The organism is Pigmentibacter sp. JX0631 (assembly GCF_029873255.1).
Lineage (GTDB): Bacteria > Bdellovibrionota_B > Oligoflexia > Silvanigrellales > Silvanigrellaceae > Silvanigrella.
This window is the reverse complement of the sequence record NZ_CP123622.1, coordinates 3,020,837-3,038,731: the sequence shown is the minus strand read 5'-3', so window position 1 is coordinate 3,038,731 and position 17,895 is coordinate 3,020,837. Positions and strand designations below refer to the sequence as shown.

The following is a 17,895-nucleotide window of genomic DNA, read 5'->3' as shown; positions in this document are numbered from 1 at the left end:
GTTTGACTATAGAAATTGGATTGGGTACCTCTTAAAATATACTAAATTTATTATAACATTTAAGGTTTTCTTTTTTTTTCAGAAAATTCTTGACATAAGCTACATCTATTATATTTCAGAGCGTGTTTCCTCTCTCGCAGTGTATTGCGGAAATTCTTTTTAACTCCTTTTTTTGTGGGGTATGACGATGATTAAAAACGTCATTCAAGAGTCTCGTGACCTTTATGGAATCGATGATTGGGGTTCTGGATACTTTGGTATATCTGAACAAGGTACCGTTGAAGTTTATCCTTTTGGTAATAAACAAGTCGCAATTGATCTTGCCAAAATTGTCGACCATGCCACTGAAATAAAGGTTAAAACACCTTTTATTCTCAGGTTTCCTCAAATTCTCGACACACAATTGACGAGAATACAAAATGCCTTCAGAGGAGCAATGGAAGAGTTTAAATATGATGGCGAACTGCGAGCTGTCTTTCCATTTAAAGTCAATCAAAGAAAAGAATTTATCGATGACTTAGTAAGCAGTGGGAAGAAACATATTTATGGCCTTGAAGTTGGCACTAAACCTGAACTTTTTGCAGCTTTAGCTTATGATATCCATCCAGAAGCTTTATTTGTTTGTAATGGTTTTAAGGACTCTCATTTCATTGAACTAGCATTCGATGCAAAAAAAATGGGTAAAAATGTTGTTCTTGTGATTGAAGGAACTGATGAATTAAAATTTATTATCAATCACGCAAAAAAAGTGGGATTTTGTGTCGACATTGGCCTCAGAGCTAAACTTTACTCAAAAGGCTCGGGCATGTGGGAAAAGTCGGGCGGAATTGGCAGTAAATTCGGATTAAATAGTGTGGAAATGATTGAAGCTCTTTATCTGCTTGAAGAAGCGGGTTTAAAAGAAAAGTTAGTCATGATTCACTATCATATCGGCTCCCAAATAACAGAAATTAAAAAAGTAAAATCTGCCATGAAAGAAGCTGCGCGGGTTTATGCTAAAATTTTAAAAAGCGGATTCAATCTCCGTTACTTAAATATTGGTGGCGGAATTGGTGTGGATTATGATGGTAGTAAAACTAGCTTCTATGTAAGTCACAACTATACAATTCAAGAGTTTGCGAATGATGTTATCTATATCATTCAAGATGTTTGTAAATCTGAAAATTGCAAAACTCCACATATTGTAAGTGAAAGTGGAAGAGCTGTTGCTGCTTACCATGCTGTGCTTATTACCGATGTGCGAGAAGTTGAAAAAACAGGTGGAGATTTAGAAGAATGGAAAATATCTCCCACAGATCATCGCATTCTAGGAGACATGATCAATTCATTATCTTACATGAATGGGAAAAACTTTGTTGAATATTTTCATGATGCATTACAGTATCGAGATGAATTGTTTACATTGTTTAGTTTAGGTTACTTAGAAATTGAAGAAAGAGCTAAAGCTGAAGTAATTTATTATGCACTATGTAAAAAAGCATTAAATTTTTATCGAAATTCGGGCATGCAATTAGAAGAGTTTGATGAATTAGAAAAAAATCAGTTTGGCAAATATATGGCTAACTTTTCAATGTTTCAGTCAATTCCTGATACTTTGGGAATTGACCAACTCTTTCCAGTTATGCCAATTACAAGGTTAAATGAAAGAACAGATCATCATGGCGTTATAATGGATCTAACTTGCGATAGTGATGGCTGTCTTGATAAATTCGTTGATAAAAGAGACGTAAAACATTCTTTAGCTTTGCATATACCGAAATCTAACGAATCATATTATATTGGCTTTTTCCTAGTCGGAGCATATCAAGAAGCTTTAGGAAATAATCATAATTTATTTGGAGCAGTTAACGAACTAGTCGTTAGAATAAATCATGATGGTAAAATTTCATCAATTGAAGAGGTAAAAGGCGAAGATATAGGTGAAATTCTACGTATCATGAATTATAAAGACGAAGAAATAATTTCTAGTTATGAAATGCAATTAAAACGTAATGTAGCTGCTGGAATTATTGACTCTCAAGAATGCGAAAGAATTTTGAAAAAAGTAAAAGACTTTTTTAATGAATACCCTTATTTGGTAAGAAAAAGCACATTAGAAATAGTTGGATGATCCAATTTTTCACCCTTCTTGGCTTCCAAGAAGGGTTTTATTTTTTTAGGAGCCTTATGAAAGCATTTAAAAGAGCTGAAAGTAATGGGTTTATTATTCCAGATCTTACTTTAGAATCCGCATATTTTGAAAATACAAACTGCAAAATTCTTGATGGAAAAAAATTAAGTAATAATTTTGTCCAACAATCCCAAGCTTTAATAAGTGCAAGAAAGATTCCGTGTTTAGCAGTTATTCTTGTTGGAAGCGATCCTGCTTCAAAAGTTTATGTAAATAATAAAATAAAGATATTTAAAGAAGCTGGTTTTTTATCTAAATCTTTTATTTTAAATGAAGCTGATTATTCTGAACAAGATATTATTAATTTAATAATATCATTAAATAAAGATGAAAATATTGATGGTATTTTAGTTCAACTTCCTTTACCAAAAAAATACAACTCAATAAATATTCTAAATACCATTGATTCACATAAAGATGTTGATGGATTTCTGGCGCATAATATGGGTTCACTAGCAACTGGAGAATTTAACACAGCAATAGCTTGTACACCTTTTGGTGTAATGGTTTTACTTCATGCTTATGGAATTCAACTTGCAGGAAAACATGCCGTAGTAATAGGAAGAAGTAATATTGTTGGCAAACCTATGGGATTACTGTTACTTTCAGATGACGCCACTGTTACTTTAGCTCACTCTAAAACTAAAAATTTGAAAGAAATTTGTAAATCTGCAGATGTAATAGTTGCAGCTGCGGGTCAACCCGAAATACTTACTAGCGATTACGTATCAAATGGTGCAATTGTTGTGGACGTTGGTATACATAGAAAAATTGATGGTAAATTATGCGGAGATGTTCATTCAAGTGTCAAAGAAAAAGCAAGCGCTTTAACTCCAGTACCAGGTGGAGTAGGCCCAATGACTATCGCGATGTTACTTTTAAATACTGCTCTTTCAGCATGGGATCTTATTAATAAAAAAGAAAAATAAAATAAATTTATATAAAACAAATAATATCATCTAGTATAAAATATTTTTGGTAATTTAAGCTAATAATATTTATTAATTTAATTGACTATAAATATATTCTTTGTTACTTAACTAGTAATTCAAAAATAAACTGGAGACTTAATAATGAATATTAAAATATTTTTTGTTTCAATTTTAATCTCATATCATTCTTTTTCTATCGCAAAAGAATATAAGTGCCCTGATATTTCAAAAGGAAATTACACTTCAAATATAAATAAAAATGGTGAATGGAATTTTTTTGCTACTCCAAAAAATAGCAAAACATCTTTAAAAAGTTTTCTTATTGAGGATGTAGTAGTTTGGGAAAGAAAATTAATAGAACCTTTACAATATACTGATAGCGTTTCAAGCAATCTGTTAACTTGTTATTCTTACGAAGAAAATTACACAATTCATGCAGTATTACTTGTTCCTGAACGGAATTGTCACTTTAAAGAAAATAATATTTTTTGTTGCTACTAATTTTAAATTTATTAGACACTTAAAAATATTTATATTAAATTAAAGTTTAACTAATAAAGAAATTTTCATTACCTTTACTCTCACAACTAATCTATAAAAATAAATATTTATAATTCTTTTTGGTATGCTTTGTTTATATATTATCACATATTGTTGACAAATCATTTTAATTTTATTAGATTTAAATTAAATCAATTCTTGATTTAATTTTTATTTAAGGAAAATTTTATATGAAATCTAAATATTTACTTACTCTTTTTTCTTTGTTCCCTTTAATTGCAACTGCAACCACTAAAGAATATAAATGCCCAGCTTTACCTGCTGGCAATTATGTTTCTATAATGGATACTATGAATGAATGGTTCATTTATGCTACTGAGAAAACCAGCGATTTAACAGTTATGAACTTTAAAGTTAATAAAATTGTGCATTGGAATAAAAAATCAATTGAACCTTTGCAAAATGAAGATGGAACTTACAGCAATTTATTAACATGTAGCTCTAACGAAGGTTCTTTCTATGCTCATGTAATGTTAACTGTTCCTGAAAATCATTGTAAATTTAAAGATAATAATGCATTTAATTGTTACTAATTTTGCAAAAATAGTTTTTTATACTGATTTGTTCTTTTAAAAATTGAGATTTCAGAATCATATTTTTTCACTACATCTAATATAGTTTTATACTTTTCCGTTGAATATTGAGAATTCCTTGAAAATACTACGTAATAATCCTTTTTAAAAAGGATATTTTCATAGTAATCTAAATCAGTAATATTTAATTTTTTGCTTGTGGATAGACCAATTTGTTTGTCTTGTGGATAGAGATCAATTCTTCGTTTACTTAATTTTAACAAATTAGTTTCAACATTTTTAGAGGCTTCTATTTGCTTATTATAAAGACCTTTAGACTCATCTACCCAAGGGAACGCTTCCCAAAAAGAGGGATGATAAGAATTTTTTTCAATAACTCCTACTCTTAAATTATTTTTTATAATTTTTTCATAGTCCATTCTGGGATTATTTTTTTTAAATTCTTGTGTTGTAAAAAATACAAATTCAGAACTCCAAGAAATACTTGCTGGATAGTATAAAAATTGTTCCCTAGCAGAATTTTTGGAAGTGCCTAGAGCACCATCATACTTTCCTGTTTTCAAACCTTCTTCGCATTTAGGCCAAGCCATTTCTTCAATGTCGTAATTTACTTGGATTTTATTAAATACTACTTTTAATATTTCGATATCTATCCCAGATAAAACATTGGTTTCTGACTTTATGAAATAAGGTGACATTATTTCACCACATAAATTTAATCTACTACTTGCATGAACCTTACAAAAAAAAGATATAATTAAAGTTAAAAACAGAAATTTATGAGTTACTTTAGCCAACATAAACATTCCTTTATTGACTTATCTTTACTGTAAAAAACCCTTTTTTTTAGCCCATTCTCTGAATTTATTTTCTAATTCATCAAATGAAGATATTTCAAATAATTGATCTTGCATATGATGAATATCAAAATCAGTTTCGATTATGACATCAATATCAAAAGGAATTTTTTTAACCTTACTTGATAAACTATATACTATTTCGCCACAAGAAGATGCTATGCCAGCGCCATAAATACGTGTTAATTGAGGTTTTCTTTCTTTCCCGTGATGCGCTGTAGGATTTATTAAACCAAATTCAACAGTGAACCAGTAAATTCGATTAAACCAACTCAATTCCTCTTCCGTTTTTGCATTCGCTCCAGCTATTCCAAATAGATGAAAAAATTCAGCAAAACGAGGATTTGTGATCATCGGCAAGTGACCTATTTGATCGTGAAAAGTATCTGGGGCAGGGGTATAATCTATTTCATCCATATGTCTGATGAAATCTGTACATGGAAAAACTTTATTTGCTAAAAGAGCAAAAAAATTGATCGGTGAAACTAGGCCTTCAGCTCGAATAATTTGCCAATGAGTGCATTTTTCCAACTCTATACTAGATTGTGCAAGGGTAGGAATGCGTTCTGCAGGAAATTTTAGCGCTTGCGTGCCTAAGATATATTCTTGGCACAAGTGAGCCTGAACCAATTCTTGCTGCCTTTTTAACATTTTTTTCCATGTCTCATGCTGCTCTTGTGAATATGTTGGTGCAATAATTTGTTTCCCAATAGTCCCTTCTATGGATGGACTAGGAATAATAGGATAGGAAGACTTAGCTTTATACTCAACCTCTACTGATAAAGCCCCTTTCGGTAATGGAATTTCTCTATTAAAGTTTTTGTCTTTGGCTACAAAAGATGAGTTCATATTTTTGCCTATATAAATTATAAGTAATTACAGTAAGTTATAGCTAAGTAACTGTATAGCTATCCTGTTATATTATCGTATCAATTTTATAAACTCATTATTTTAATTTGAAAACTTGGAAGGCAAAAAATAAAAAAGCTATTATATTTTAGTAAATTACACTTAGTAACAAGAATAATATTAATAAAAATAATAGCTTATGAAATTAACCGCGTTGTGCGTAGTATTCGACAACCAAACGCTCATTTACGTTTAAAAGAACTTCTTCACGTGAACAAGTAGATACTACAGAAGCCTGTAATTTATCAGCAGTTAAGCTTAGAAATGCAGGTGGTTGAGCATTCGCACGGTGAACGATATTGTTCTTCACTAAAGAAACAGTTTTTTCTTTGTTTGTTGGAACAATAATTTCACCTGGCTTGCATTGGTACCCAGGCATATTTACACGGCGGCCGTTGACATGAATATGTCCATGACGAACCAACTGACGTGCTGCAGGAATAGTAGGCGCAAAACCAAGACGGAATACTATGCTATCTAAACGCATTTCGCATAAACGTAATAGAGCTTCACCTGTTAGGGTTTTAGCCTTACGAGCTGCTTTAACATAACGTTGCATTTGTCTTTCAGTCAGACCATAATTGAAGCGAATTTTTTGCTTTTCTTCTAATGCAAGAGCAAAGTCAGACTTCTTTTGTGGTGCTGCACCATGCTGACCAGGACGAGATTTTCTCTTAATTTCTTTATTTGTAAGCCCTGGCAAAGTTCCGAGGCGACGAGCGATGCGCATGCGTGGGCCGGTGTAACGAGACATATGTACTGAGTACCTCCATGAAATGTTCAAAACACAGGCGCACTATATGTTTTTTATTTCCATAAGGGAAGCCCTTAGTGAAAATCTTCGCAAATTTTTTTTACGCCTATGCCTTCAATGTAACTAACTAAAACTATTATATTTTACCAATTTCCACACTAGTCTATTGCTTTGAAAAAGCGTTCTGTCTTAAATTCAGGGAAAAAGCGATCGTTTCCAGTTGTTGAGAATAAGACAAATCCTGTTTCACCTAATATGGCATCTTCATCTATAAAACCAAATATGCGGCTGTCAATAGAGCTATCACGGTTATCGCCAAGAACAAACACTTTATTTGGAGGGACGATAAAGTTCCTCTTCTCAAAGTACGTATGACTTGGAGTTTCGGACATTAGTATTAAATGCGGAGATAATTGTAAATCTTTATTTTCTTCTAAAATTAAAGAATTCTGGTAAACAGTCGTAGGATTATTTCCAATGTAGCTAAAAGATAATTGATGATCGTTGATGGTGATCATCCCCTTGTCAAAGGATATTTTGTCTCCTGGTATGCCAATTACTCTTTTTATAAAAATATCCTTTTCATTTGGAGGGATAAAAAGAATAATTTCACCTCTTTTAGGAGAGCTCCATTTAAGAATAGGCTTTGACTGAAAAGGTAACCAAAGCGCGTATTTAAGCTTATTTAAAAAAACTCTATCTCCAGGAGTTATGTTTGGGAGCATTGAAGAAGACGGTATCATATAAAAACTGAGTACCGAAGTTTTCAACAAGACAAAACACAAAACAAATATAACTACCCAAAAAAAATCATTGAAATATCGCTTAAACAAAGTGGAATCTCCTCATGTGAAAACAATGCCTTCCAGAATAGCCAAATTGTTCAATATACATACACTTTTCAAAAACTTTTTCCACTTAAAAAACTATACTACTTCCTAGTTTATTTGATATACCCAACAGAATACCGGATATCGGTTGAAATAAGTCAAAGGAAAATCAGGAGACTGAAATGCAAGTTGAAAAGCCATCGAAAGGGATAAATTTCCCTGCCATAGAAAAAGAAATATTAGAAAAATGGGACAATGAAAATATTTTTCAACGCAGCATTTCCGAACGCCCTATTGAAAAAAAATATAATTTTTATGATGGACCTCCGTTTGCAACAGGTCTACCACATTTTGGACATTTTGTACCTGGCTCAGTAAAGGATGCCTTTCCTCGTTACTTTACTATGAAAGGTTACAGAGTTGAAAGACGTTTCGGCTGGGATTGCCATGGCGTTCCTGTTGAGTTGCTTGTACAAAAAGAGCTTGGTTTAAATGGAAAATTAGACATAGAAAAATTTGGAATAGCAGAGTTTAACAAAGCATGCCGAAATTCGGTTGTCAGATACACTAAAGAATGGCGCAATTATATAAAAAGATTGGGCCGTTGGGTTGACATGGATGACGAATACAGAACCATGGATCCTGAATTTATGGAAAGTGTTTGGTACGTTATAAAAAAATTGTGGGATAAAGGCTTTATTTATGAAGGTAAATTTGTAGTTAGCTATTCAACTGCATTAGGAACTACTTTATCAAATTTTGAAGCAAGTTTAGACTATCGCGACGTCCAAGATCCCTCATTAACTATAAAAGCGAAACTAAAAGGGAAACATACAGGAAAATCTCTGCTAGTTTGGACGACCACTCCTTGGACACTCCCAACTAACTTTGCCGTTGCTATCGATGCAAAAGGTATTTACGCTGAAATTAAAGATACTGCTTCAGGTGAACATTTTTATATATTAAAGAGCAGAATTTCAGCTTACTGGCCGAAAGAAGAATCCTATCAACTTGTGCGTGAATTTCCTGGAGAAGAGCTTGTTAATTGTGCCTACGAACCTTTTTTTGATTCTTGGATAGATAAAGGTGGAGAGCATTCATTCAAAGTTTATGCAACAAATTATGTTTTACACGATACTGGTACGGGAGCGGTGCATACAGCCCCTGCATTTGGTGAAGATGACTTTCATGCAGCAAAACAATATGGCCTACCCATTTTTGATCATTTAGATACAAATGGTAAATTTATTGAAGGTAACATCCCGGAAGTCATTGGGCTCGATTTTAAATCTGGGGATAAAATTATTATTGCTGATTTAAAAAAACGGGGATTTGTATTCAAACACGAAACATTTGTTCATAGTTATCCGCATTGTTACCGTTCAGGTGTGCCTCTGATGTATCGCGCTGTACCATCTTGGTTTGTAAAAATACAAGAGAATAAAGAACTCATTTTAAAAATGAATGAACAAATCAACTGGGTACCAGATCACATTAAATATGGAAGATTTGGTAAATGGTTGGAAAATGCTAGAGATTGGAATATTGGTCGCTCTCGTTACTGGGGCAACCCAATACCCGTTTGGAAAAATGAAACAACTGGCGAAGAACTTTGCATTGGGTCTATTGCCGAATTACAAAAATATACAGATAAAAAAATAACTGATCTGCATATGGAATTTATCGATGATATCATTATTCCATCTACTAAATTTCCAGGAACCTTCTTAAAAAGAGTTCCATTTGTTCTCGATTGCTGGTTTGAATCAGGATCTATGCCTTATGCCCAACATCACTATCCTTTTAAACGTGAAAAGGAATTTGCTTCCTTATTTCCTGCCGATTTCATTTGTGAAGGATTGGATCAAACAAGAGGCTGGTTTTATACATTAACATTACTTTCTAGTCTTTTATTTGAAAAACCAGCATTTAAAAATGTTGTTGTAAATGGACTCGTTTTAGCTTCCGATGGCAGAAAAATGAGTAAGAGTCTTAAGAATTATCCCGATCCAATGGCTACTCTTGATGAGTATGGAGCAGACTCAGTTCGTCTCTTTTTATTGTCCTCTCCGGCGACTGTTGCTGAAGAAGTACGTTTCAGTGTTGAAGGCGTAAAAGAAAGTACTCGCAGAGTCTTATTGCCATTGTGGAATGCTTATTCTTTCTTTGCGACTTATGCTTCCATAGATAAATGGTGCCCTGAAAAAGATTTTGTTGAAAGTAAAAATGATCTTGATAAATGGATTTTACTCCAATTAAATGAATTATTAAAGAACATAGATACTTCAATGAGTAGTTATCAAATAGCCAAAGCAGCTCCTGCAATTACTCAATTTTTTGATGATTTAAATAATTGGTACATCCGCCGAAGCCGTAGACGCTTTTGGGAAAGTAACAAAGAAGCTTACTCTACTTTATACAAAGTACTGCTTCAAGCAACTCAAATTCTTGCACCATTTGCTCCATTTACTGCGGAATATTTTTTTGGAAAACTAGCTTTAACTAAAGAATTGCAAAAAATTGGAAGCGTTCATTTAGCGTTGTTACCTGAATACAGAAAAATATCACAAGAAGAAGAGAAACTACTAGAAGAAGTTGCATTAGCAAGAAGAGTTGTAGAATTAGGAAGAACTATTCGAGTCACTCATAAACTAAAAAATAGACAACCATTGAAAAAACTAACTGTGGGAGTTTTATCCAAAGAAATTGGACAAAAAATATTATCTCAAACTCATGTTATTTGTGAAGAATTAAATGTCAAAGAAGTTTTAATAACACAAGATCCTTCAGAGCTAGCAAAAATAATTGTAAAACCTAATTTTAAAGTTCTAGGAAAATCCTTAGGCGATAAAATAAAAGAATTACAAACTTTGCTTAATGAACTTTCACAAGAAAATTCTATTCTTGCATTAAAGAAACAAACCTTTACCGTTAATAATTTTACCTTAGATCCTAATTCAGTAACAGTTGAATTAAGACCTAGTGGCAATAACTTAGTCGCTACAGATGCTGAAATTGTTGCCGCTCTCGATCCTGAAATTTCAGAAGAATTACGCTTAGAAGGAGTTGCTAGAGAACTAGTAAGTTTAATTCAAAAGGCAAGAAAATCTGCTGACTTCAATGTAGAAGATAAAATTTATCTCCAAATAGATGCGAATACAGCGTTGCTAAAAGCAATTCAGGCAAATAAAACATATATTGAAGATGAAACATTATCTCAAATAACAAATACTTTACCTAAAGAAGCATCATATTCTACGGAGATATCTTGCGAAGGAGAAACTGTCGCAATAAAAATGAGTCTCCTATGATATATTAGTAGCCCTTAAAGTATATTTTTAAGGGCTTTCATTTAGAATTGCCATTAAACCTTTGCACAAAAGGTCTAGTCCAAACTCAAATCGATCTTCATCATTATCTGAGAATAAATCTTCTAAAACTGTGTTTAAATTATTATTTAAGACATTTTGCAAATTAATGTTAGAAGAATCTGTTAATTTATTGAGATGTTTTTTCTCAATAGATTTTTTACTTCCCTGTTCTTCTATGACAAAACCTAAAACAAAATACAATATATTAAAAGCAAATCTACCAGCAATTATTGATTGAATATTATTATTGATTAATGGATTAACAACAGCATGATAAACGCGAAAAACATTTTCTGTTGGTACAACTGTTCCTGCATAAATTAATCCTCCATCTCGCCTCGAAAGCAAAGCTTGTCTAATTTCTTTTGAAATCAATTTTACTTGATCAGACCATTTCATTTCATTGTTTAAAGGAACTAATGCTACATCTGAAAATAGAGAGTCTGCCATTTTATCTATTAATTCTTGTTTGTTTTTAAAATGCCAATACAAAGTTGGCGCCTTTATATTCAGTTTATCAGCTAATTTTCGCATTGTTAAGCCTTCAAAACCAACTTCATCTAGCAACTCTAAGGCAGCGTTAATAATATTTTGTGATTGTGAATGGTTCATAATACACCCCCATTGACACCCTAACATTGTTAGACTATAAACCTAACAATGTTAGGGTATTTTTTTATTCCCTTTAACTTAACTAAAACAAAGGAAAATAGAAATGAAAAATGAATATGAAGTTGTCATTGCTGGAGGAGGCCCTACTGGTCTCATGCTTGCCTGTGAATTGGCTTTAAAAGGGATAAAAACTTTAGTCTTAGACGATAAAATTGCAGAATCACCACAATCACGGGGAGCTACAATTCATCCAAGAACAGCAGAACTGTTATATTCTAGAGGAATTTTAGAAAAATTTATAGAAAAAGGAAAAGATCTCTTAGAAAAAGATCCCAGGCTTCCTCTTTATCACTATGCTGTCATGATTAAATTAAAAATGTATATGTTAGATAGTCCCTGCAATTTTACACTTTGGTTGCCACAAAAAGACACCGAAATTATCCTGCAAAACCATGCATTAGAATTAGGTGTAGATATATTAAAAAATCATGAAGTTATTCATTTTGAAGAGCATTATGATGGCGTGGTAGTTGAAGTAAAACATCTAGAAAATAAATTAAAATTCCAAGCTAAATATTTAGTTGGGTGCGATGGTGCCAAAAGTAAAATAAGAAAAATAAGTAATATAGAAATGTTAGGAACAAATAAAACAAATACAACATTAATGGCAGATATTTATTTAGATACCCCATTAGCATATTCTACACAGTGTGAATTTAGTTCCAAAGGTGTCGTAGTGGTAATGCCTGCTGGAAAAAAACTTACCCGCTTTGTTATAATTAGTGATAGCATAGATAAAAATTTGAAGGAAAATTCTTTAGATTTAGATTTAATTAAAAAATATTTATTAGATATTTGCGGACACGATTTTGGAGTAAAAAACTCACATTGGATTTCCAGCTTTGGAAATGCCAATAAATTAGCAAAACAACTAATAAAAAATAGAGTAATACTTGCTGGTGACGCTGCTCATTATCACTTACCTGCAGGCGGTCAAGGCCTAAATTATGGGATTCAAGATGCTTTTAATTTGGGTTGGAAACTTGCTGCTGAATTAAAGGGTTGGGCACCAAAATGGTTACTAGATAGCTATCAAACAGAAAGAATTTATGCAGGTAAAATGTTAATGGAGTCAGTCAAAAAACAAGAAAGTTTACTATTTAGAACCAGTGAAAGCGATATTGCTTTTAGAAAATATTTTGAAGATGTTATTATAGAAACAGATGAAGTCAATAAAAAATTAACCCAAGAAATTGCTGGATTACATATCAATTATCAAAATTGCACAGAAGATAAAAATAAATTAATTGGCTGTAGAGTTCCGGATTTAGAGCTTTTTGAGGATTTTAATTGCTTAAATTTATACAATTTATTTTCTAGAGGAAATTTCGTATTTATTTGCTTCACTCATCAAAAATTTAGACTACCAGAAGAATTTAAAGATAGATTAGATATTTATCATTTTAAGTACACAGAAAAAAGGTTTGAATTTTTCAAGACAAAATATTTACTTATCAGACCTGACTTATATATTGCATGGGCTTCTGATAATTTACAATCTTCAGTATCCATTAAAAAAGAATTAAATTATTGGCTAAAAAAATAAAGCTTTTAATTCTAAAGAAACATTTATACTAGAACTTGGATAAAGATGTGCTCCAAGTAAATTAAAATGGGGTGTCATTACAAATTCAACATTTTGAATCAATTCTTTATTCTTAATAGTAACTGGCTTCTCTATTGAATCTTTTACATAAGAATATCGATCAAATAGTGGAGTTAATTCGTTTCTTTCGTAGAAATTTGGTTTATATACCTGACTAGGTTCGCTAGAATAACTTTTTCTATTTACAAGTAAATTTTTCTCTTGTTGATAATAAGATTTTATCCATTTTTTATGAGAAATTAAGTAGTTTCTTAATGGAATTGAATTTCTATCGCTAGTAGATTCATGGTAATCAATAGCATAAATGCAATTGAAAAAACTAAACGCCAAAATAGCACTTAAGACTCTAATATGTTTATTAAATTTAAATTTCATACAAACCTTTAGAATTGTTTAATTTATTTTAATAAGCAAAACAGGAAAGGAAGTTCATTGCCAGTATGTTTATTTTAACACAAAATTGATATAAATCAATTACTTTTATATTTCTACTTTTTAAAAAAGTAATACTTTATTATTGGTAATTATATGATATTGATAAATCTAGGTTTTTTAGCTTTCTTTTTTAGGTTTAGCATGCCTTCAATTTTTTTTAGCTGATTCCCATGAAATACCACAGAAGCTAAGCATTTTCCTTCACAACCATGATTTTCTGCTAGAAGACCTCGCAATTGACCTAACGCAAAAGGTTTTGAGGTCGTAATTGCTTTACCGCATTTATCACAACGAATAGTTTTAATTTCAATATCATAACGCTTAGCCCATATTTCATAATCTTCGATAGGATATAAAATTCCCATTGCATGTTCCTTTCAATTACTAAGGAATAAAAAATAAATTATTTAATTAAAGAATAATAAGGAATATTTAGTATTATTCAGAATTTTAATTGCCAGATTTACAAGATATCAGAAGCAAAAGTAAAGAAAAGGCAAATAAAATCACAGATTCAAGCAATTATCTTTTGTTAAGATAAAATTATATTTACAAAAAGTCAATATAAATTGTTACTTTGATGTGAATTTGAATTTTATTAACGATATTGAGAAATTTAATTAATTATTTAATTCTTCAAAAATTAAATAAAAAAGCCTCCTTAACAGGAGGCTTTTAACACTTCAGCTTTAAACTGATATTTAGTTAGAAGCTGGTGCTGCTTCAGCTGCTGGAGCAGCTTCAGATTTAGCAGCTTCGGATTTTTTAGCTTTATTTTTCTTGTGTGCAGATTTTTTCTTTTCTGCTTTTTTCTTCTCAGCTTTTTTATGTTCAGCAGGCTTAGCTTCAGCGTTAGCATCACTTGCAGCTGCTGTAGAAGTTGGTTTAGCTTCAGCGGCTGGAGCCGCCGCAGGTGCAGCTGCTTCAGTAGCCGCTTCGTTTGCAAAAGCAGAAAAAGTAAGAAGAGATGCTGCAACTAAAGATATAAGTTTCATGAAAACCCCCAAAAAAAATTGGCTTAGATTAAAATAAGAGGAGCAAAAAATCATCCTCAGATATTAAAACGCAAACAATTCAGAATTTATTCCAAGATCAAAATCTTTTTTAAAGATTTTTTTATCTTAGTCAATATATTCGATTTGCGCTTTTTCCAAAATTTTTGAAATTACTTTACGAATCATTACTTGACCACGAAATTCATCATAAATTTGTGTCCCAGCACGTTTTATTAATTCGCGTGGATCCATGCGATTTGCCATAGCGTATGAAGCCATATCTCTTAACATTTCATCATCACTCACTATTATTTCTTCTTGTCTTGCAATATGCCCTAAAGCTAAAATTCCGCGTACTTGTTTTGAAGCCCATTCACGATATCCAGCTCGTACTTGTTCATCTTCTTTATTAATTTGAGCATTTTTTGCTGCTTTGGCATTAGCTTCAGTTATAGCACGATCGATAGTACTTTCGATTAAACTTTCAGCTACCTCAAAATTATTTACCGTAAGAACATGATCGACTATCTGTGCAAAAGCAGAACTTGAACGAGCTTCTTCATTGGATTTTCTGATGGTTTCGAGCAAATTTGTTTTTGCTTCATCCATAGTTTTATGACCTAAACGTGTAGCAAATTCATCATTTAATTCAGCTGGAATTATAGTTTCAACAGAATTGACTACCAATTGAAATTCAACTGTTAACCCTTTTAGCTCATCATCTTGATAATTTTCTGGATAAGTTACCGAGAAAGTTTTGGATTCGCCGGCTTTTAATCCTAAAATTGCTTCTTCAATTGCTGGAAGATTAGTGCCATTTAATTCAATCATTTGTGAATTTGTTTCTTTATTTTTAAGTTCATTTTCAGCTGAAAATACTTTATAAGAAACATTAGCGACATCACCTTTAACAAGAGTTCTTCCGCTCTCATCTTTTTCAGTTTTGCCTAAAATTCTAGCATAATTGTTAAGTAATTTATCAAGTTCTTCTTCTGCATTAATATTTAAATTTTTATTTAATTTAACAGTTAAATTAGAATAATCTTTAATTTCAACTTTGGGATTGATATCAACCGTAGCAGTAAATTGAAAATCATTATTTTCATCAAATTGGTTTTCTGGTTCAATATGTGGATAACTAACAATTTGAAAATCTGCTGTTTTTGCAACATCAGAGTATGCATTATTAATTACTTTATCAGCAGCTTTTTTTACTATGTCACCAAAATAAAACTTTCTAATCAAAGCTTGAGGTGCTTTTCCTTTACGAAATCCTCTAACTTCTGCAGTTTTTTGAATTTCCGAAGCAACTTCAGAAAATGCTATTTTAATAGAAGCAGCTGGTACTGATATTTTAAATTTACGACGAGTGCTATTCACTTCTTCAATAGTTGAGGAAAATGTCATTTTTAGTTCCTACTTAATAAAAAATCCATAAAACGGATGTTGCTTAAAGTTGCCAAGTCCTATAAAGAGCGTAGCAAACACCAATTGTTTAGCTAAAAACCATTACTAAAGAGAACCTGTAAGGTCAATACTGAACTGCATTTTGACTATAAAATCAATAATTTTAAGGAAACTGGTTTGACAAAAGAAACAATTATAGACCTGTGAGAAGATCCCAAACCTGTTTTCTCCAATGCGGAAATTCATATAACTCTTTAATACTCGGAAGAAAAAATGGTTGGATAGATTTTCCAGAGAGCTCCAATTTATCTAACTTGCTGTTTTCATTAATATTTTCAAAAAAAAAGGGAACTTTAAGAGAAATATACAGGCCTTTCATTGCTCGATAGCCAAAACAAAAAACGTATTCGGGCGCAACATTTTTTAGTTCATCTAATAAATGATTTTGGACACAAATATTCAGACAATCTGTTGAGAGAGCTTTTTGTGGAAAACACTTTATAGCATAAGAAAAATAAGATTCGTTGATAATTCCAATTTTCCCAAGTAAATTCAAAATAAGACTTGCTAAGGGTGATTTTTCTGAAAAGATATGTCCAGATTTATCTTCTATTGAATCAGGAAAATCCGCTAGAATAAAATATTTTTTAGGTTGAATAACTTTTGAAACTACAACATGATTTCTCGACTTAGCTAATGAGCACAGAACACATTGAGAAATTTTAGCTGACAAATTTTCATCTTCTGGTAATTGAATGAAAGTTTCTGCCTGGAAAGGTTTTGGAAACCGTTCAACACCTTCAATGATTTGGCTTATTGTTCGAGCTTTGATGTTTTGCAGTAAAACTTCTTTAGTAAACGACATGAATTTTCTTTCATCTACATTTTAAAAACAAATAATATTGATATTGGAAATTTTAACTGTTGTAAAGATCAACTTTTCTTAGATTTATTTAAATTTTAATTAAAAAAGATAATTTTCAAGCAGCAAAAAATCATAGTTAAAAGATTTTTCAAACAGAGAGAATTTCAAGTGAGAAGTTTTTCTGCCGCTTTTTGTCCGATATCTTCACGTCGAGGTAATGCTTTTGTATACTTTGTAATGAAACGCTCCAATTTCGGGAAAAAATCGAGATAAGTTAAAATTGGATTCAACCACCCAGTTGTTATGCAATAATATTTATTAAAAGGGACTGTATGATGAATTTTATGATGCTCTGGGTTTAAAAATATTCTATATTTTTGCAATATTTTAATTAATAAATTTGGCTTTTTTGAATGTGCCCATTTATGTATTTGATTTGTAAATAACACAAATATTGTCATAAAAAAAACAAAGTAAACACAAAAGGATAAAAACTTATGAGAAGATCCTATGGGTAAAAAAAGGCAAACAAAAAGTATTGGAGTGCCTGCTAAAGCGCAAGCAGCATTGGTTTCAATAAAATCGTGCCGAGTAATTGCAAGCTGATCTACATGATGTTCTCTAAAGGGGCGAATAAGTGCAGGACCTAAAATAGGAATATCTACAGACCCCCAAGTATCACCTGCCCAATGCACTACTCCGCCTATAAAATCGCTAAATACCCAACCAAGGATAAGAGCAGGTAAAGATAAAAACCATAGCTCATGAAAGGAGGCAATTATTTTCCAACTTATAATAAATGCAAATGATAAAAATAAGAATAAACCAACAATCTCTATAGCTCTAAACCATTTAGGATAACCACTAGCTAGCTCATTTTTATCGCGTTGGATTATTTCTTGGTCACGAGCTTCTTTATCTATCTCATTCATTATTGAACCTCATAAAATTGTTACATAAATCACAATTTGAAGTTATATTAACATAAAAATGAAAAA

General features: G+C 31.6%; 17 protein-coding genes. 6 read left to right on the top strand and 11 right to left on the bottom strand.

The window, feature by feature from the left end; genetic code table 11:
• Window positions 1-187 precede the first annotated feature (187 nt).
• The 4 genes from speA (at window position 188) to QEJ31_RS13170 (ending at window position 4,196) form a co-directional block, all read left to right on the top strand.
• The gene (gene speA / locus QEJ31_RS13185; protein WP_280590787.1) at window positions 188-2,110 is read left to right on the top strand and encodes a biosynthetic arginine decarboxylase; all 1,923 of its coding nucleotides are present in this window, start codon (window positions 188-190) and stop codon (window positions 2,108-2,110) included.
• A 56-nt stretch (window positions 2,111-2,166) separates the two neighbouring features.
• The gene (locus QEJ31_RS13180; RefSeq protein WP_280590785.1) at window positions 2,167-3,099 is read left to right on the top strand and encodes a bifunctional 5,10-methylenetetrahydrofolate dehydrogenase/5,10-methenyltetrahydrofolate cyclohydrolase; all 933 of its coding nucleotides are present in this window, start codon (window positions 2,167-2,169) and stop codon (window positions 3,097-3,099) included.
• Between the two features lie 144 nt (window positions 3,100-3,243).
• On the top strand, window positions 3,244-3,603 hold the full coding sequence (locus QEJ31_RS13175) for a hypothetical protein (protein ID WP_280590784.1): 360 nt from the start codon (window positions 3,244-3,246) through the stop codon (window positions 3,601-3,603).
• Between the two features lie 230 nt (window positions 3,604-3,833).
• Complete coding sequence (locus tag QEJ31_RS13170; protein WP_280590783.1) at window positions 3,834-4,196, top strand: hypothetical protein; 363 nt, start codon at window positions 3,834-3,836, stop codon at window positions 4,194-4,196.
• Here the strand turns inward: QEJ31_RS13170 and QEJ31_RS13165 are convergent.
• From QEJ31_RS13165 to lepB, 4 genes are all read right to left on the bottom strand, one after another.
• Entirely contained in the window at window positions 4,193-4,996 is an 804-nt protein-coding gene (locus QEJ31_RS13165; protein ID WP_280590782.1) for a transporter substrate-binding domain-containing protein, read from the bottom strand. The two genes, QEJ31_RS13170 and QEJ31_RS13165, sit on opposite strands and share 4 nt — an antisense overlap.
• Before the next feature lie 24 nt (window positions 4,997-5,020).
• Window positions 5,021-5,902, bottom strand: coding sequence for a hypothetical protein (locus QEJ31_RS13160; protein WP_280590781.1), 882 nt, complete (start codon window positions 5,900-5,902; stop codon window positions 5,021-5,023).
• Between the two features lie 205 nt (window positions 5,903-6,107).
• On the bottom strand, window positions 6,108-6,716 hold the full coding sequence (rpsD, locus tag QEJ31_RS13155) for a 30S ribosomal protein S4 (RefSeq protein ID WP_280590779.1): 609 nt from the start codon (window positions 6,714-6,716) through the stop codon (window positions 6,108-6,110).
• A gap of 158 nt (window positions 6,717-6,874) precedes the next feature.
• Window positions 6,875-7,549: a signal peptidase I gene (gene lepB / locus QEJ31_RS13150; RefSeq protein ID WP_280590778.1), complete on the bottom strand. Its 675-nt coding sequence runs from the start codon at window positions 7,547-7,549 to the stop codon at window positions 6,875-6,877.
• 179 nt (window positions 7,550-7,728) lie between these two features.
• Between lepB and ileS the strand changes: the two genes are divergently transcribed.
• Window positions 7,729-10,857, top strand: a complete 3,129-nt coding sequence (gene ileS / locus QEJ31_RS13145) for an isoleucine--tRNA ligase (protein ID WP_280590775.1) — start codon at window positions 7,729-7,731, stop codon at window positions 10,855-10,857.
• A 27-nt stretch (window positions 10,858-10,884) separates the two neighbouring features.
• On the opposite strand, the gene QEJ31_RS13140 is transcribed toward ileS, so the two are convergent.
• Window positions 10,885-11,529, bottom strand: coding sequence for a TetR/AcrR family transcriptional regulator C-terminal domain-containing protein (locus QEJ31_RS13140; protein ID WP_280590773.1), 645 nt, complete (start codon window positions 11,527-11,529; stop codon window positions 10,885-10,887).
• Window positions 11,530-11,632: 103 nt separating this feature from the next.
• Between QEJ31_RS13140 and QEJ31_RS13135 the strand changes: the two genes are divergently transcribed.
• Window positions 11,633-13,135, top strand: coding sequence for an FAD-dependent monooxygenase (locus QEJ31_RS13135; protein ID WP_280590771.1), 1,503 nt, complete (start codon window positions 11,633-11,635; stop codon window positions 13,133-13,135).
• On the opposite strand, the gene QEJ31_RS13130 is transcribed toward QEJ31_RS13135, so the two are convergent.
• The 6 genes from QEJ31_RS13130 to QEJ31_RS13105 form a co-directional block, all read right to left on the bottom strand.
• Complete coding sequence (locus tag QEJ31_RS13130) at window positions 13,124-13,570, bottom strand: hypothetical protein (RefSeq protein ID WP_280590770.1); 447 nt, start codon at window positions 13,568-13,570, stop codon at window positions 13,124-13,126. The genes QEJ31_RS13135 and QEJ31_RS13130 overlap by 12 nt on opposite strands.
• A 149-nt stretch (window positions 13,571-13,719) precedes the next feature.
• On the bottom strand, window positions 13,720-13,995 hold the full coding sequence (locus QEJ31_RS13125) for a hypothetical protein (RefSeq protein ID WP_280590768.1): 276 nt from the start codon (window positions 13,993-13,995) through the stop codon (window positions 13,720-13,722).
• Window positions 13,996-14,331: 336 nt separating this feature from the next.
• Window positions 14,332-14,625, bottom strand: coding sequence for a hypothetical protein (locus QEJ31_RS13120; protein ID WP_280590767.1), 294 nt, complete (start codon window positions 14,623-14,625; stop codon window positions 14,332-14,334).
• Between the two features lie 126 nt (window positions 14,626-14,751).
• Window positions 14,752-16,032, bottom strand: coding sequence for a trigger factor (gene tig, locus QEJ31_RS13115; RefSeq protein ID WP_280590766.1), 1,281 nt, complete (start codon window positions 16,030-16,032; stop codon window positions 14,752-14,754).
• A 193-nt stretch (window positions 16,033-16,225) separates the two neighbouring features.
• Window positions 16,226-16,897 (bottom strand): uracil-DNA glycosylase family protein, encoded by a 672-nt coding sequence (locus tag QEJ31_RS13110; protein ID WP_280590765.1) that lies wholly within the window; start codon window positions 16,895-16,897, stop codon window positions 16,226-16,228.
• Window positions 16,898-17,061: 164 nt separating this feature from the next.
• Window positions 17,062-17,829, bottom strand: a complete 768-nt coding sequence (locus tag QEJ31_RS13105) for a fatty acid desaturase family protein (RefSeq protein ID WP_280590764.1) — start codon at window positions 17,827-17,829, stop codon at window positions 17,062-17,064.
• Window positions 17,830-17,895: the final 66 nt, after the last annotated feature.

Excerpts from the sequence above, each read along its gene's own strand:
- speA (WP_280590787.1), top strand. The coding sequence starts at position 188 with ATGATTAAAAACGTCATTCAAGAGTCTCGTGACCTTTATGGAATCGAT.
- QEJ31_RS13180 (WP_280590785.1), top strand. The coding sequence starts at position 2,167 with ATGAAAGCATTTAAAAGAGCTGAAAGTAATGGGTTTATTATTCCAGAT.
- QEJ31_RS13175 (WP_280590784.1), top strand. The coding sequence starts at position 3,244 with ATGAATATTAAAATATTTTTTGTTTCAATTTTAATCTCATATCATTCT.
- QEJ31_RS13170 (WP_280590783.1), top strand. The coding sequence starts at position 3,834 with ATGAAATCTAAATATTTACTTACTCTTTTTTCTTTGTTCCCTTTAATT.
- QEJ31_RS13165 (WP_280590782.1), bottom strand. The coding sequence starts at position 4,996 with ATGTTGGCTAAAGTAACTCATAAATTTCTGTTTTTAACTTTAATTATA.
- QEJ31_RS13160 (WP_280590781.1), bottom strand. The coding sequence starts at position 5,902 with ATGAACTCATCTTTTGTAGCCAAAGACAAAAACTTTAATAGAGAAATT.
- rpsD (WP_280590779.1), bottom strand. The coding sequence starts at position 6,716 with ATGTCTCGTTACACCGGCCCACGCATGCGCATCGCTCGTCGCCTCGGA.
- ileS (WP_280590775.1), top strand. The coding sequence starts at position 7,729 with ATGCAAGTTGAAAAGCCATCGAAAGGGATAAATTTCCCTGCCATAGAA.
- QEJ31_RS13140 (WP_280590773.1), bottom strand. The coding sequence starts at position 11,529 with ATGAACCATTCACAATCACAAAATATTATTAACGCTGCCTTAGAGTTG.
- QEJ31_RS13135 (WP_280590771.1), top strand. The coding sequence starts at position 11,633 with ATGAAAAATGAATATGAAGTTGTCATTGCTGGAGGAGGCCCTACTGGT.
- QEJ31_RS13130 (WP_280590770.1), bottom strand. The coding sequence starts at position 13,570 with ATGAAATTTAAATTTAATAAACATATTAGAGTCTTAAGTGCTATTTTG.
- QEJ31_RS13125 (WP_280590768.1), bottom strand. The coding sequence starts at position 13,995 with ATGGGAATTTTATATCCTATCGAAGATTATGAAATATGGGCTAAGCGT.
- QEJ31_RS13120 (WP_280590767.1), bottom strand. The coding sequence starts at position 14,625 with ATGAAACTTATATCTTTAGTTGCAGCATCTCTTCTTACTTTTTCTGCT.
- tig (WP_280590766.1), bottom strand. The coding sequence starts at position 16,032 with ATGACATTTTCCTCAACTATTGAAGAAGTGAATAGCACTCGTCGTAAA.
- QEJ31_RS13110 (WP_280590765.1), bottom strand. The coding sequence starts at position 16,897 with ATGTCGTTTACTAAAGAAGTTTTACTGCAAAACATCAAAGCTCGAACA.
- QEJ31_RS13105 (WP_280590764.1), bottom strand. The coding sequence starts at position 17,829 with ATGAATGAGATAGATAAAGAAGCTCGTGACCAAGAAATAATCCAACGC.